This window comes from Vibrio sp. THAF190c, assembly GCF_009363355.1.
GTDB lineage: Bacteria > Pseudomonadota > Gammaproteobacteria > Enterobacterales > Vibrionaceae > Vibrio > Vibrio fortis_A.
In genome coordinates, this window is the sequence record NZ_CP045343.1 from 22,295 (window position 1) to 36,995 (window position 14,701).

Here is a 14,701-nt window from a genome sequence, read left to right on the forward strand (position 1 = left end):
TTTGCAATATGATGCAATTGAATTTGATTCATATTGAATCAGCTTGATTTAGATAATTGTATAACGAGAAGTATATGAATGAACAGGATCCAGGCGTACTTAGCGTAACTGTTGTTCTAACCGGTGAACACGCTGAGTTGTTCTTAGAGTCAGTCAATAAGTCGGGTCGTTCGAACCGTTCTGAAGCTAAGTTGCGAATTGAAGACCATATAGCAGAGTATGCAGAGATATCTTCTGTAGGTACTCGAGTTAAGAGAAAGTAAGGTCGATATCTAGTGGATTTCGACCATCTAGCCTAAATATTGGGCTTGAAGGTAGGCTGCCTTCGTTTTTGCAGAAAGCGCCGCAGAGGGGCGCAGGTGTGCGTAATATACCTAAACAAATTCAGGAGCCTTATCTGGGGCGACGTCCAAGGCTGTTTTTCTGTTGAATCAAGCACGCTTGTTTGATGGTTAAATAGGGTTACTTGGGAATACCAGAAACCACATTTTTTGATGTGCGCATTCTACTACAAGAATGGTAAAGCCAGTTTGTAGCACGGCTCTTGGAAGAGAGCCCATTGCTTTGTTTTTTCATAAAGGCAAAGCAATGTTCTAGTAAGGAGTGTGAAAATGCAAATTGTATATGGATATTCTAGTGATGGTGATGCGATGAGTTTGTTAGAGCGCTTTGTAGACCAAGGTGAGATTGTCCGTGTAAAACAACTAGGCCCAGTAGGAAAAGGTAATATTGCGTTTGCTGCTTTATTGTCTACTAACGAGTGTTTCTCATTCCCTTTTGTTTGGAATGGCGCTCACTTTGTTGCACCTCAACATCAACTGCAATCAGTGGATGTCCTTAGCTCATCTACTTCAGTCAACGCGCAAAAAAAGCGTTTTCGTAAACTTAACAACTTAACAGTGACACCTAAAAATTGGAAACAACATGTTAGTCGCAATCGCGGCTTAAAGTACGCAAGCGAATCTCTGTCGTCTTAACCAGCTAAAACAATCTAAGTGCTTCTTTAACCTTAGATAATTAGAACAATTGTTCTCGTACCTCCCTTTTTTTATTCCCTTATCTTGTGTCCTTAACTCTTTAGATTGAGTTGGGGATATTTGTATATGCCTATTTGGCACCCATCGCCCGTAAGGGCTTATTTATTAATGAAAACAAGGAACTTTGCGTATGCAAACCAATACTACTTATCACGATCGTGGGCGTATTTTGCTTTTCTTTGGACTAGCAGCTTTGTTCGTACTTGCTTCTGAACCTGCTATGGCAGCGGCAACGGATTTATTTGCTTCTGGTAAAGATATGGTTAAGAAAAATGCTGGTGACGACTCAGGCATTGAAACCGCCATGTTAGGTTTTTCTGCACTCAGTGCAGCAGTGGTGGGAATTACCAGTCGTAACTGGTTCGGAGCTGTCGGTGGTTTTGCTGGCGGCATGATGTTTTGGGAAACGGTTAAACCTTTAGTCGGGTTGGCCTAATACGGAGGCGGCGTAGATATGAATCTAAATGCTCAATATTACGCGATACCTAAGTATCTTAATTCAGGGAAACGTATGTGTGGCTTGCCTCGTGAAGAACTCCTTCCGGCGCTATGTATTTTCGTCCTCGGTTTTTTTGCTAAACATTATGCGATCGGTTTTGTTCTCGCAGCCGCTTGGTTTATGGGACTTCGATACATTAAGACCCAGTACGGGGATCATATTGTCGCGTATTCCCTTTATTGGTGGGGGAGTGCATCTTTGAGTCGTATGGTATTTCAGAATACGCCGCCTTCAATTAAACGTTATTGGTTGTCTTAAGGAATAATATGGAGATTTCAAACAAAAAAGATCTGTTAGCAGTGAGTAAGTTACTCAATGTTTTTTTGGCGGTTGGGTTTCTGGTCAGCAGTTTTACCAGCATAGGTTTAGGCGGAGCACTCGCCTATATTTCTTTGAATGAGAGCCGAACGTTAGTGCCCCCGACTTTATCACGAGCGTTTTCTGTCTCAGATGGAGATGTCGATGAAGCGTATTTATTTTTGATGGGTAGTTACTTCTTACACCTTAAATATGACATCACGCCAGCCAGCGTATCCCGCCAGTATGGTTTGTTGCTAGATTATGTCCCATCTGATTTTTGGGCTGATATTCAACCTTCTTTGATGTCAGATGCTGAGCAAATTATTGACAGTAATATATCTAGTCGTTTTGTCCCTGACAAAGATGGAACTTTGGTAGCTCTTGATGCCATGCAGTTCCAGCAAACCGGAACGCTTTACAAATCGGTTGGAGATCGGGATCTAGACCCTGAGAAAGTTACATATCGAGTACAAATGTCTTACCCCAATGGCGTTTTGGAGTTGATGGGCATTACAAAGCAAGGAGATTGATATGATCAGTTTTAGAGTTATGGTGCCGTTACTTGCGGCACTGATTAGTCCCTGGTCATTGGCCGACAATGTGGCCAAGAGGGTGATTGATTTTACCGATGGTGACACCATTCCCGTATCTCTGTCATCGCTCAATATCAACCGATTGATGGTCAAAGGCGACAAGATAGTCAATATTACCTGCCCAAGTGGTTTCTGTACCACCACTGCCAATCAAAAAGATAAGACTGGTTCCGTTTCACTCAAAATCAACATTAGGTTACCGTTTAACGTACATGTGACGACTCAAAAGGGTCGGGTTTTTTCCTTGTTCGTTAGCCCTAAGTCCACACCCTCAGTAGTCACGGAGTTCGCACCAAGCGACGAAGAGCAGCTTCGCCCTTCAGTATTTGAGCGTGGGTTTGACTATCCTAGTGCTCTCGCTCAATTCACAAAAAAAATGATGCTTTGGCAGCGGGACGGTACTCCAATTGATGGTTTTTCAGTTCATCCAGTTGACCCTGATTCGTTGCCGGAAAAGCAAGGGGATTTACCTTTGACCCCGCGAGTTGTGTTTGTTGGGCGTGATTACTCAGGCATTATTTATGACGTTCACAACCTTTCTGGTGACGCCGTCACGTTAACAACTGCGCAGTTTTATAGTTATGCAGCTCGTAGCGCGGCACTAGACCAGCTGACTTTAGGGCCTGATGAGCATACCCACTTGTATCTAGTGACCGGTGGAGGTGTGAGCGATGTTCGATAAATTCAGAGCCCGTTTCTTTGAAGATAAAGATGGAGATTTTGAGCAAGGTGGGGACATCAATACTGAAACCACCAAACGTAACAAAAACCTTACAACTTTACTTATGACGGTGCTCGTTGTAGCTGTGCTTGGGGTATATCAATATACTCGCCCTAAAGCTGTTACTGCTGCGCCAGAAAATCCAGTGACGTTTGGGGTTATTGTTGATAAGGAGTTTACGGAGAAGGACAACCAATCGGCGTTAGTGCAACAACAACAGTTGATAGCAAAGTTAAGGCAAGAAATGCGTGGTCTTACAGATTCTATGGAGCGTCTAGAAAAAGATACTGACGAGCGTATCGCTAGAGCTAAAGATGAAACTGCCACATTAGTGGAAAACAAGGTACGTCGTGAAACGCAAGACAAAATTGAAAACCTAACAGCTAAAGTAGAACAACTTCAATCGAATAAGCCACCAACTCAAATAGACAAGAGCCAGGAAGGAAGAGGGAATGCTTTGCATTGGCAGGGTGAACCTGAAATCCTTGGCCAAGCCAAATTACCACCACGCCCGATTCCCACATCACATGATAATCCTAACATTGACACTATGTCTTACTCTGATAGTCAAGAGAGATCTTTTACGCCATCTCAGTTCGACAGTACTGATTTTGTTTGGACTCAAGATATAGCTTCTATGAAACGTACTACAGACAATTATGTTCCGACTGGTACTTTCGTAACTGCAATAGTGACAGGGGGAGCTGACGCAAATGCTGGCGTGCTTGGACAAGGGGACACTACCCCTGTGGTCTTGCAAACTATTAATGAGGGTATTTTACCTAATGGTAAAAAATCCAAGCTTAAGGATTGTACCGTTACAGGTGCCACTTACGGAGAGATATCTTCGTCGCGCGGCATTGTTCGCACTAATCGCATGAGCTGCATACTCGACAACGATGAAGTCCTAGACGTTGCAGTCAAAGGTACAGTGTTCAACTTTGGCCGTAATGGTATACGAGGAACGACCATTTTGAAAAATGGTCAAGTAGTACAAATGGCTGGTTTGTCGGGGATTTTAACTGGATTAGGTGAGGCTGGTAAAGGTCTATCAGAAACAACCTCGACGTCTGCGTTGGGGTCTACCAGTAGCGTCTCTGGTGAAGATATCGGGTTGAATCTACTCGGTAATGCAACTGCTTCAGTGGGCGCTAAATTGGCTGACTATTATATTGGTTTGGCGGAAATGTACCATCCTATAGTTGAAATAAACCCAGGAGCTATCGTGAACATAGTGTTCTTGGAAGGTTTTCCGCTCGACCCTATGGCAGCTGAAGAGTATGAAAAAGCTCAGGCTGAAACTGAAGAATCTCAATCAAATCAAGTGATGGAAGTGATCAATCATGTCACTCAAAATCCATTAGCTAACCAAATTAGTGCACAAGGTATTCAAGTGCCTTCATCGCCGTTTGGTCATCAATAAGGAGGCGTTATGCGCGTACTTTGGGTGATATTGCCCTTAATATTAGGCGGCTGCGCCGCAGGTCTTGGTGAAGATTTTAGTTGCAATCAAGTGGGTGGAGTATCCGGTTGTACCACGATGGATGAGATACGCCGCCAGCCTTTAGGCACAATAACTAAAACGTCTTCTGTAACTCCCGATAATGTATTTTTAACCCTACCAAGGCGAGACAGGGAAGGGGTGCCTGCTCGTACTGACGATGTGGTCAGAAAAGTCACGATATTCCCGTTTGTTGACACATTAGGACACTACGTCGATACAACAGACATCTACGTAATACTTGATGAGAGTCGTTGGACAGGGCGACCGGCCAAATACATTTGGGAGGACTAATTATGTTAAAAAAACGTTTAAAACGAAAGTCTTCTTTTGGTCTTTCAGGGTTGATAGAGGACGCTAATCGTCATCAAAACCATTTACATCATGAGTTACCTTACCGCGAATATGACGGTGAGCGCGAGATCTTTCACAATCGTCATTCGCGCGGCTTTGCGCTTAGGTTATCAGTTCTAGGTGGTGCTAATGATGAACTAGTCGCATCACTCAATAAAATGGTGATGGATTTTCCGCAAGGAGATAAATGGGATTATCAGTTATCAATGTTTGGTCATCACCGTGTGGCGCATTATTTAGAAGCGAACGGTGAAGCGATGGCTCAACGTGGTGGAATTTGTCGTCGTTTAGCAGAAGAAGAAGTGCGCTACGCAGGTTTTTCCGCTGCTAACGGTTTCTTCCATCTCCAACGACACCGATTTGATTTACGGGATTACGAGGCATATTTTTTTGTTTCGACGAAAGAGAAAAAAGACGAAAAGCTTGATGACATACGCGCTGCTATGGAAACGGTATTGCTTCAATTGGGTGTAGAAACCAAACGGGTCACTCCCGCAATGTTGATAACATTTACTGGTGATATTTTAAACTTTGATGCTGCGCAAGACAGACCCAAAGAACATGAGTACAACCCCTTCGATCCGATTAATCGTCAAGTACTGTCTCCCGATACAGAAATGCTCATCAAACGCGATCATATAGCGACACGATTTACTAATACGGCAGGCCAAGAGACACGCGGCCGGACTGTGTGTCTAGGTCTCGCTCGTGCACCAACCGACTTTCGTCTTTACGCAATTCCAGAAGCATTTGCTTCGCTTCGCAATATAGCGAAGATGTTGACCTGTCCCCATGTGTTGACCTTAAGCTTTCGTCACAATGTCACGGGTAACTTTGAGCATGAGAACAACAAAAAAATTAGCGATTTGACCAAAACTTTGAAATCGCCTATGGCCATTCTCTCACCGACTGCAGGGGACGAACTAGAGGAGCGAACAGCTCTTCAAAAAGCGTTGGCTGATAAGGCAACGACTGTTTGCTCGATGGTTTTAAATTTGACTTTATTTACGACAAAGGAACAGCAACGGAGAGATGTTCAGTCTGCTAAAGAAGCATTTTCTGCAACTGGTTTAGATATTAAAGAGCAAATTATGATGCAGAGTCAGAGCCTACTCAGCGCGTTGCCATTCTTGATGAGTGAGGGGTTGTGGGAAGATTGCGGCCGCGCGGGGCGAGTTCGCACCATGAAAAGTACCAACGTGGTTAACTTTTTTCCCATGGTGCTCGATTTTAAACGTTTAGTCAGTGGGATGTTGCTGCCTACCATGCGTGGACAAGTATCGTTTTTCGATCCGTTTCATTGTGGTAGTGATAATAAAAACATTGCTTTAACGGGGGGATCTGGTGCAGGAAAAAGTTTCTTTACTCAAGGTTTAGTGCGTAGTGTATACGCAAAGGGAGGGAAATGTTGGATTCTAGACAAAGGTGATAGTTACAAGAAGTTAACTTTGATGCTTGGGGGGTCATATCTCAATCACAGTAATATTTTCTTAAACCCTTTTACTCACTTAGAACAGCTGCAAAGCCATACACCTAAAGAATGGGATGACAATGAACCGGTCGACCCTATGAAAGAAGCGCTAAGTAACATTACCGCCTTGTTTGCTACCATTGCATCTCCTCATGCGGAGCTTGAAGGGTATCAAACAGCTGTCTTAGGTGACGCGATCTTAAGGGCATGGGAAGAGAAAAAGACGGCAACGCAAGTTGATGATGTTCGGGAGCAGTTGTTCATCTTATCTGAAGAACATGGAAATGATCGTCGTATTCGTGATATTGCGGTACAGCTTAATAAATATTGTGCAGATGGTGTGTATGGCGATACGTTCAATAAGCCATCTATGTTAGATCCAAATGTAGATATTACGACGTTGGAGTTAGAAGGCTTTCCTGACGATGTTCTACGCCCTGTTGTGTTTGCATTGATAGTGTCTATTAATCAACAAATGTACCTATCTGGCTCTCGATCAACACCTAAAATGTGCATTATCGAGGAGGCATGGAGTTTAATGTCTGGTACTAATGCTCAAACACGTACCTTTATTAATACCGGCTACAGAACTGCTCGTAAATTTGGTGGTTCATTCTGTACTGTAACTCAAGGTATAGGCGACTTCTTTGTGAATGAAGAAGCGAGGGCATCATACGACAATTCGGATATTCACATTACGTTGCGTCAAGGGGAGGGCTTTGAAAAGTTTTTGCAAGAGAACCCCAAAACCTTTAATCCAATGGAGCAAGATATCATAAAGAACTTCCCGCGCGCATCGGATGCTGGATATAGCTGTGTCCGTATCAAAGCTGGCGGTCATACTACCTATCATCGAGTCTTTTCCGATCCTTTTACTAGAGCTTGTTATAGTACCGAAGCAAACGAATTCGAATACTGTGACAATTTAGTTAAGCAAGGGATGAATACCTTAGAGGCTATTGAAGCTACTGCTCAACACTTCTATGGCCAGGAAATTGCCGATTACCAACACGCCCTATCTCAACAAATGCAAGGAGCATCAAATAATGCATGATTTACAACGCTTGTTTAGCGTTATATGCGTGAGCATCGCTGCCTCTGTGGTCACTACTTGGGCTTTAGAAGCGCCGCCTCCTTTAGTCAGTTTCAATGTAAAAAGCACTATAGATCAGTACCACAAAACCTTATTGGCATCTTCGCTACCAGTGTCCGAACAAACAGAAAGACTGGCAGATTTTGCTACGGTGATGAATGAAGAAGTAGCTCAATATGCTAAGGAACATGGCCAAGTGGTGCTTGTCAGTGCTGCTGTGGTTGATGGTACACCGGACATCACTGCACACATACAACAAGCCATTGTTGAACGCTACCAAAAATAGGAGGCACGATGCGACATCATTCTCGCCTAGCCCTATGTTTATTCACAGCTTTACTGTCGAGTTCCTTGGCCGCGAAAGATATTGGCCGTGTAGGGCCTACTTTTCCTATCGGGGAGGTTGATATGCTCAGCTGGATTGAAACTCGTCTCAAACAATTTGAGAAAAATGGTAAATTGGCTCAAATGCAGCACGAATTTTCTGAACAAGTTAAGAAAAGTGTGGAAACACCCCCACCGCTTCCTTTGATGCCCACCACTAACCCTAAGACTTATTTAGTTGACCCTAGTATTGTTGTTCCAAAAGATTTAACGGATGCGCAAGGGCGAGTTTTTGCCAAGGCAGGAACTCGTGTTAACCCTTTTGATACTGAAACCTGGCCAACTGAAGCTCGTTTGCCCAAATTTGAGTACCGGAAGGCATTGGTCTTTTTTGATGCGCGAGACGCGCGGCAGCTGACGTTTGTCGAAGAGTTCAAACACGAAAAACCCCTTTTATATGTGTTGACTGGTGGTAGTCCTAATCAAGTAGCCAAGCGACTTAACCAACGTATCTATTTTGATCAACAAGGAACATTGAGTGAAAAGTTACGTATTCGAGCAGTACCGAGTCTTGCTGAGCAATCTGGTAAAGCGTGGCGAGTGCAGGAGTTTGATGTTCAACATCTATTTCCTCGAGAGGAGTGAATATGAGCCCGTTCTCTTATTGGCGCGTTCTCGCGCTTTTTTTTATTTTGGTTGGCCCATCTAACGCTAACGCTGCAGGAGCGGCATGTGTGAGTCGCTTCATCAATCCTATTACCGATGTTTGTTGGAACTGCTTATTCCCAATGACGCTTGGTTCAGTACCCCTTATACCATCGGCGTATCCAGATACTAACAACCCCGCCTCCCCAATTTCTTTTTGTCCCAAACCACCGCCCATTTTCATGCAAATTGGTCTGAATATTGGCTATTGGGAACCTTATGCTTTGACTGATGTTACGCGAGTACCTTATTGCATGGTGAATATGGGAATGCAGTTGGCCGGTGCCAATCAACAAAGGTTAGGTGGTCGTAGTACTTCGCGTGACTCAGCATCTAGCGATGGTGGCTTCTATCATGCGCATTGGTACAAATATCCACTTATCTATTGGCTGCAACTGATGCAATCGGCAGCATGTATGGCTACAGACAATTTTGATGTGGCTTACTTGACAGAAGTCGACCCATTGTGGAACGACGATGAGCTCGCATTTATTCTTAATCCAGAAGCTATTTTGTTTGGAAATCCCATCGCGCAGCTAGCTTGTATACCTGAATCTATTGTTACTACCACGAATCTCGCATTGCCGTTTGATTTTTTATTTTGGTGCTTAGGTTCACAAGGAAGTGCGTATCCTTTAACGGGCAATACCAACTATCGCGATACACCGATCCAGGCCGGTACACTCATAATGGAGCGGCTTAACTATAAATTGCATAGGCAAGGCATGGTGTGGGAAACGCGAGGTGAAGATGGTGCTATCTGTTATCAATATCCAACCCCAATTTTACCTAAGTCTCGATACCGTTATCAAATGAGTGCGCCGATTACAGATGCAGCATGGTGTCACCCTTATACGACGACAACGACTATCTGGGAGATGGGACATGACAATCCGACAACAGGAGATAATTTCGGTTTTGTCCAATGGCGCAAACGTAATTGCGTTTTTCTTTAATCCGAGCTCGCTTTTGGCGGAGTAGGCTTGCCTGCTCTGTCAAAAGGAGTACCACGCTTGCGTGGAGCTTTTTATTCAGTTGAGGTCTTTATGTCTCCCTTTTACTCCATCATTTTTGCGGCGGCTCTGTTGTTGCCGGTGTTATGTAATGCATACACTCAAGAAGAGCTGCAGGCGTTTAGTAAGCTTGAAGCGTCCATGTTAAAACAACCCGTACCAAACGAGATTGCTAATACTATTCAGTCTCGACAGCGAGTGAGTGGTCAGCATTCTTCTGATGCGAAAGATATGGCACTTTTTTGGAAGGAAAAGTTGAAACCTAAGCACCTTGAAAGGGCGATTGATATTCCAGCGCCTAGACAAAACCCAAACGCAGCGCCAACAGGTGTGATGGTGTTTGTTTCCTTAACCATGCCCGACGCGACATTGCGGGCGCTTCTTAAACAAAGTGCACAATGGCAGGTACCTTTAGTTATAAGAGGTGTATTACCTAGTGGTTTTCCAGCTACAGCCAAAAGAATTCAATCTTTATTAAATACCCAAAAACAAGATGCCCCAATTCAAAGTGGTTTTGCCATTAACCCCGAATGGTTTCGTACTTTCGATGTAACTCAAGTTCCTACGTTCGTCGCTGTCAAACCAGGACATTGTTTACCTAAGCAGCCATGTGTAGCAACTGATTATGATCGTGTGACTGGTAATGTATCATTACCTGACGCGCTCAACCTACTAGCACAGGGTGATAACCCCGAAGTTGTTCTTCCGTTATTAAGGAAATGATATGAATAAGGCGCGTTTTACGAACTTGGTCGTCCTATTGACCATAATATGGCTATCGTCGAGAGCTTATGCCGATGTTCAAGAAAATAAATATTATGAGAATGTCGATTGGGTAAAAAGTGCGCAAAAACATATTCCAGCGAGGGCTAAGGGAAAATTAAATGCAGGGGACTATTGCGCCGAGCCAGGTTGTGAGAGTGATATAGCTCGTCCCGAACAAGCCAACCTTACTGCAGATACGATGAAATCAAAAAAACAAAACGCGATGAGCAGTAACTCAGAGGCCCAAGCAGTGAAGGCTGGCTTTAATAATGGGAGACCAGAGGTAAAGAATGACCCTGCGTATGAGTTTGCTCTTATCGCACAAGACAATGCCTATGAAATTACCCATGGTATTTCTAATCAATATGTGGATTGCGACAATGCGACTCAGTGCGCTATAGATTATATCCCTAAGCTATGCCGTCAACCAACGAATGTTCCTGTCCCTTGTACGAAAACCCCCATTTTTACTGTTGTGACATCACCTGTGATTTATACCTGTTCATCAGGGTGGTCATTAGATGGTTACATGTGCAGCCGTACAGTGACGGAGTGTCGTTATGATGCTTATAACCAAATCAGAAAAGGGGGTTGCGCTTGGGATAGCGACTTATGGCGTTGGGATGGAAAAAGTGTACACCCTTCTTCCGGTTACTACTTAGGGCCATATAAAGCTGAAACTCAGCGCTCATGTGGGCGTAGGGATAGATTCAGGCAAATTTATGGGATTTGCGGACCGGTACCAGAAACTAAACGGGCGGATTTGACTTGTCAACCAGGTTATTCACTTTCAGGCGGAAACTGTATCAGACATACCATTACTTGGCAGACTGATTGTACGTTGCTCAGTGAATGTAAAATCGTGTCGGAACTTTGCGTAGAAGGTAAAGAAACTCGAATGATTGATGGTGTGCCAGTCACGCTCGATTGTTGGAAGTATCAGGTTGATCATCAATGCGAGCGCCTTGATACATGCAGTGAGCTACCTGATGACTGCACTACTGAGGCTACCTACTGTAGCGCAAAACAAAATGGGGTTTGTATCGAAGAAGAACTAAAGAAGTCTTGCCCTGAAAAGCGTTGTAGTAGCACCAATTTGATGTGCGGTGAGGATAGCTTTTGCCTTGATGGTGATTGTTATGGAGAAATGCCTACTCCGTCTAACGAATTTAATGAATCTGCGGCTGCACTCGCGGCATTGGCTAAAGCCGCCGAAGGATTGGGTGATCCGCCTAAAATATTCACTGGTCAAGGCCAAAGCTGTAGCAAGAAGATCGCGGGTATCGCTAACTGTTGTAAAGACGGTGGCTGGGGTACAGATTTGGGGCTTGCTAGTTGCAGCGAACAAGAAAAGGCATTGGGCAAAGCAAAGGAAGATAAATTGACGATTTACTTAGGTAGCTATTGTGCGGAAAAGATTCTAGGTAAGTGCATTCGTAGAAAGCAGACTTACTGTCTTTTCGACAGCTTATTGGCTCGAATTATTCAGCAGCAAGGCGTCCAAGGGCAACTTGGCTTAAGTCTAGGGAGTCCAAAATCGCCAGTTTGTGGGGCAATTACCCCAGAACAAATGCAGCAAATTAACTTTGAAGATATCGACTTTTCTGATTTTTTCTCCGAAATGAATAGCAATACTGATTTGCCTTCAGCTAGGGAGATTCAAGAACGCATTTCGAGTGCGATGGGAGGCTAAATAATGAGATACACAGTGCGCTCTTTGATTGTACTGACGTTACTATATTGTGTCAGTGTACAAGCTAGTCCGACTCCTCAAGGTTGGAAATGGTATAACGAACCAGTAGCGAAACCAACACCAAAACCCTCACCTCCCCCAAAACCTCTCCCACCTAATAAAACAACACGAGTGATGAGCGCCACAGAGCAAATGGATTGGTTTCACCAGACTTATAAGGAAGCGCTGAACGATGCAACAATCAATTCAAAAGATGAAGACAAACTCAAAACAGTAATGCAGCTTCACCAATTTATTGGCGAACGTACTAGCGAAACGGGGATGACGTTTAAAAAGGTGTTGCTTAAAAACCCTGAACTTTCTTACCTAAAAGATCGCCCTTCTGAGTTTGCTGCGCGAGGAACCTATCACAAACTTGAAAGAGAAAAAAAGTTAGCAGCTGTAGCCAAAATGCGTGATGAAGGCTGGGGCTTTTTTTTTGTGTATGACGGGAAAGATTCACTCAGTCAACAATTGGCGCCATCAATGCAGAGCTTCGCGGATACTCATGATATTGAGATTTTGGGCTTGTCTCGTGATAGCACATTTGTTTCGGGTATCCGAGAGAACAGGGTGAATAACAACAAAGTTGAAGTGCCTTATGCACCAGCTTTGATTCTAGTTAACCCAAATACTGGTGAGATGAAACCGCTCGCGTACGGCTTTATTTCTCAAACGGCGTTACTAGGCCGTTTTTATAACGTTTCTAACGACTACCAAGCGCCCGACTTTTAAGGCAACGAACGTTAACCCTGACCAAGAGATTCTAATTATGTTAATCCGATTCTTAATTCTTTGTACCTTTGCCCTATCATCATTGCCTTTTGCACAAGCAGCTCCTAATGATGATTATGCGATGGTTTTCTTTTTTCGTAGCGATTGTCCTTATTGTCACCGTTTTGCCCCTAAGTTAAAAAGTGTGACTAAACGGCATCAATTAGGCACTTATGCATTTTCGCTCGATGGCCACTCTATTCCACATTATCCGGTACCAATCCCTGCGACTCCCGAAATTGGCGAGATGTTTTTTGAAAACCCACGCAGTATCACAGTGCCCGCAACGTTTCTCATTAATGTACATTCGCGGAAATTTGTTCGCTTATCGATTGGGGACGTATCAGAGGAAGTATTGGATCGAAGCGTCACACGCATTCTAAGCGATCCGAAAACCTTGGAGATGTTGCAATGAATAATATTAAACGGTCAATAATACTACGTCGAAGTACCTTAGCTCTGATGTTTAGCTGTGCCTTAATAAGCAACGCGCATGCAGGTGGCGTAAAGTCATCATTAGACGGATTTTTTAATGGGTTGGGTTATAACACTAACGTTACTAATCCAAATTCCTACAAGGGGCAAGCAGCGAGTTATTACAACGGAGGCTCGCTGTCGTTACGTTCACCTATAATGAACGTTCAATTAGTGGATGTGCAATTGCCGGATCTTTCTGCAGGGTGTGGCGGTATCGACCTTTTTATGGGTAGCTTTTCTCACATTAGTGCTGATGGCCTAGTGCAGTTTGGTAAAGCGGTGGTGCAAAATGCACCGCCTTTTGCGGTCGATTTAGCGCTACAAATTTGGGCACCACAAATCAAACAAATTCGCGATAATCTACAGTCTATTGCTGATGAGTTTCTCAACCAATCGTTAAACTCGTGTGAAGCTGCACAGGCTGGAGTCAGAGGATTAGCTGCGAAATTCGGTGGGCCAGATGCTAAAAAACACGTCTGTAAGACACTGGGAACAAAAGACAATGTGTTTGACGACTGGGTAGCCTCTCAAACGGAGTGTGGTGTCGGTGGGCAAGCAAAGGCGCAATTAGCCAGGGCTCGTGCAGACGATACATCAGGGCTCGATGACATAACCAAGACTAGCCACAATATTGTTTGGTCTGCTGCTATAAAAAACGCTTGGCTATCAAACGATAAGTCACTAGCCGAGTTTTTGATGAGTTTGTCAGGGACTTATATTTACGATGCTAACGGGATACCGAAGTATTATTCGTCGCTGTTGGCTGACAATAACAACTTGGTAGAAGCTTTGCTTAAAGGTGGCAAAGTGGAGTATTACAAGTGCGATGATCAAGCCCCCAAAGCGTGCCTTTCTCCAAGTAAAAAAGATCTTACTTTGGCTCAAGACAAAGGGCTTGAGTCGAGAATTCGTAAAACCTTAGAAGAGCTTTATGTGAGCGTGGCGAACGACACTAAACTTACCACGAAACAAAAAAGCTTTTTAGAATACACTGAAACTCCTGTCTTAGCGGTGTTTGTTGGGGCGGTAAGAAGCAATCAATACCCTAACTTTTCTGCTTATTCTCGCATCATTGCTGTAGAGCTGTTGACCCATTATTTAAATAACATGCTTACGGTTGTCTCCACATCACTTAACCAGACGCAAGTAGACAGTCAAGATATAGAACTGATTATGACTGACATTGACCGAGCGAGGCGTTTTATCGATGGTCTATCTGACAAAGCAAAGCGACTTATTTTAACGCAAGAACAACTTAACCAGGCATATAAAGAAACTGATCAAGATGCAATGAGTAAGGTCAACAAGCAACTCTTACAGAATTTGTCTTTTGGAGGGTAAC

General features: G+C 43.8%; 17 protein-coding genes. All 17 read left to right on the forward strand.

What is annotated here, in order from left to right; genetic code table 11:
* Positions 1-74 precede the first annotated feature (74 nt).
* The gene (locus FIV04_RS26730) at positions 75-263 is read left to right on the forward strand and encodes a TraY domain-containing protein (RefSeq protein WP_152471441.1); all 189 of its coding nucleotides are present in this window, start codon (positions 75-77) and stop codon (positions 261-263) included.
* Positions 264-611: 348 nt separating this feature from the next.
* Positions 612-977: a hypothetical protein gene (locus FIV04_RS26735; protein ID WP_152471442.1), complete on the forward strand. Its 366-nt coding sequence runs from the start codon at positions 612-614 to the stop codon at positions 975-977.
* A 280-nt stretch (positions 978-1,257) separates the two neighbouring features.
* Positions 1,258-1,473, forward strand: a complete 216-nt coding sequence (traA, locus tag FIV04_RS26740) for a type IV conjugative transfer system pilin TraA (RefSeq protein ID WP_253895710.1) — start codon at positions 1,258-1,260, stop codon at positions 1,471-1,473.
* 75 nt (positions 1,474-1,548) lie between these two features.
* Positions 1,549-1,794, forward strand: coding sequence for a type IV conjugative transfer system protein TraL (gene traL / locus FIV04_RS26745; RefSeq protein ID WP_253895712.1), 246 nt, complete (start codon positions 1,549-1,551; stop codon positions 1,792-1,794).
* An 8-nt stretch (positions 1,795-1,802) separates the two neighbouring features.
* Positions 1,803-2,366 carry a type IV conjugative transfer system protein TraE gene (traE, locus tag FIV04_RS26750; protein WP_152471445.1) on the forward strand — a complete coding sequence of 188 codons (564 nt, stop codon included), beginning with the start codon at positions 1,803-1,805 and terminating at the stop codon, positions 2,364-2,366.
* A gap of 1 nt (position 2,367) precedes the next feature.
* The gene (traK, locus tag FIV04_RS26755; RefSeq protein ID WP_152471446.1) at positions 2,368-3,111 is read left to right on the forward strand and encodes a type-F conjugative transfer system secretin TraK; all 744 of its coding nucleotides are present in this window, start codon (positions 2,368-2,370) and stop codon (positions 3,109-3,111) included.
* Positions 3,101-4,573 (forward strand): TrbI/VirB10 family protein, encoded by a 1,473-nt coding sequence (locus FIV04_RS26760; protein ID WP_152471447.1) that lies wholly within the window; start codon positions 3,101-3,103, stop codon positions 4,571-4,573. Before traK ends, FIV04_RS26760 begins: the two co-directional genes overlap by 11 nt.
* 9 nt (positions 4,574-4,582) lie before the next feature.
* Positions 4,583-4,945, forward strand: coding sequence for a type IV conjugative transfer system lipoprotein TraV (traV, locus tag FIV04_RS26765; protein ID WP_152471448.1), 363 nt, complete (start codon positions 4,583-4,585; stop codon positions 4,943-4,945).
* A gap of 2 nt (positions 4,946-4,947) precedes the next feature.
* Positions 4,948-7,530, forward strand: coding sequence for a type IV secretion system protein TraC (traC, locus tag FIV04_RS26770; RefSeq protein WP_152471449.1), 2,583 nt, complete (start codon positions 4,948-4,950; stop codon positions 7,528-7,530).
* The gene (gene trbI, locus FIV04_RS26775; RefSeq protein ID WP_253895701.1) at positions 7,523-7,855 is read left to right on the forward strand and encodes a type-F conjugative transfer system protein TrbI; all 333 of its coding nucleotides are present in this window, start codon (positions 7,523-7,525) and stop codon (positions 7,853-7,855) included. The genes traC and trbI overlap by 8 nt, the downstream gene beginning before the upstream one ends.
* 8 nt (positions 7,856-7,863) lie before the next feature.
* Positions 7,864-8,538, forward strand: a complete 675-nt coding sequence (gene traW, locus FIV04_RS26780; protein ID WP_152471450.1) for a type-F conjugative transfer system protein TraW — start codon at positions 7,864-7,866, stop codon at positions 8,536-8,538.
* Positions 8,539-8,540: 2 nt separating this feature from the next.
* The gene (gene traU / locus FIV04_RS26785) at positions 8,541-9,554 is read left to right on the forward strand and encodes a conjugal transfer pilus assembly protein TraU (RefSeq protein ID WP_152471451.1); all 1,014 of its coding nucleotides are present in this window, start codon (positions 8,541-8,543) and stop codon (positions 9,552-9,554) included.
* A 57-nt stretch (positions 9,555-9,611) separates the two neighbouring features.
* Complete coding sequence (trbC, locus tag FIV04_RS26790; protein WP_367618273.1) at positions 9,612-10,334, forward strand: type-F conjugative transfer system pilin assembly protein TrbC; 723 nt, start codon at positions 9,612-9,614, stop codon at positions 10,332-10,334.
* 1 nt (position 10,335) lies between these two features.
* A complete protein-coding gene (gene traN, locus FIV04_RS26795; protein WP_152471452.1) occupies positions 10,336-12,069 on the forward strand; it encodes a type-F conjugative transfer system mating-pair stabilization protein TraN in 1,734 nt (577 codons plus the stop codon).
* Positions 12,070-12,072: 3 nt separating this feature from the next.
* Positions 12,073-12,843 (forward strand): type-F conjugative transfer system pilin assembly protein TraF, encoded by a 771-nt coding sequence (traF, locus tag FIV04_RS26800; RefSeq protein ID WP_152471453.1) that lies wholly within the window; start codon positions 12,073-12,075, stop codon positions 12,841-12,843.
* Positions 12,844-12,880: 37 nt separating this feature from the next.
* The gene (gene trbB, locus FIV04_RS26805) at positions 12,881-13,297 is read left to right on the forward strand and encodes a type-F conjugative transfer system pilin assembly thiol-disulfide isomerase TrbB (protein ID WP_152471454.1); all 417 of its coding nucleotides are present in this window, start codon (positions 12,881-12,883) and stop codon (positions 13,295-13,297) included.
* On the forward strand, positions 13,294-14,700 hold the full coding sequence (locus FIV04_RS26810) for a conjugal transfer protein TraH (protein ID WP_152471455.1): 1,407 nt from the start codon (positions 13,294-13,296) through the stop codon (positions 14,698-14,700). Before trbB ends, FIV04_RS26810 begins: the two co-directional genes overlap by 4 nt.
* Position 14,701: the final 1 nt, after the last annotated feature.

Coding starts and splice junctions, on each gene's coding strand:
- FIV04_RS26730 (WP_152471441.1), top strand. CDS start 75: ATGAATGAACAGGATCCAGGCGTACTTAGCGTAACTGTTGTTCTAACC.
- FIV04_RS26735 (WP_152471442.1), top strand. CDS start 612: ATGCAAATTGTATATGGATATTCTAGTGATGGTGATGCGATGAGTTTG.
- traA (WP_253895710.1), top strand. CDS start 1,258: ATGGCAGCGGCAACGGATTTATTTGCTTCTGGTAAAGATATGGTTAAG.
- traL (WP_253895712.1), top strand. CDS start 1,549: ATGTGTGGCTTGCCTCGTGAAGAACTCCTTCCGGCGCTATGTATTTTC.
- traE (WP_152471445.1), top strand. CDS start 1,803: ATGGAGATTTCAAACAAAAAAGATCTGTTAGCAGTGAGTAAGTTACTC.
- traK (WP_152471446.1), top strand. CDS start 2,368: ATGATCAGTTTTAGAGTTATGGTGCCGTTACTTGCGGCACTGATTAGT.
- FIV04_RS26760 (WP_152471447.1), top strand. CDS start 3,101: ATGTTCGATAAATTCAGAGCCCGTTTCTTTGAAGATAAAGATGGAGAT.
- traV (WP_152471448.1), top strand. CDS start 4,583: ATGCGCGTACTTTGGGTGATATTGCCCTTAATATTAGGCGGCTGCGCC.
- traC (WP_152471449.1), top strand. CDS start 4,948: ATGTTAAAAAAACGTTTAAAACGAAAGTCTTCTTTTGGTCTTTCAGGG.
- trbI (WP_253895701.1), top strand. CDS start 7,523: ATGCATGATTTACAACGCTTGTTTAGCGTTATATGCGTGAGCATCGCT.
- traW (WP_152471450.1), top strand. CDS start 7,864: ATGCGACATCATTCTCGCCTAGCCCTATGTTTATTCACAGCTTTACTG.
- traU (WP_152471451.1), top strand. CDS start 8,541: ATGAGCCCGTTCTCTTATTGGCGCGTTCTCGCGCTTTTTTTTATTTTG.
- traN (WP_152471452.1), top strand. CDS start 10,336: ATGAATAAGGCGCGTTTTACGAACTTGGTCGTCCTATTGACCATAATA.
- traF (WP_152471453.1), top strand. CDS start 12,073: ATGAGATACACAGTGCGCTCTTTGATTGTACTGACGTTACTATATTGT.
- trbB (WP_152471454.1), top strand. CDS start 12,881: ATGTTAATCCGATTCTTAATTCTTTGTACCTTTGCCCTATCATCATTG.
- FIV04_RS26810 (WP_152471455.1), top strand. CDS start 13,294: ATGAATAATATTAAACGGTCAATAATACTACGTCGAAGTACCTTAGCT.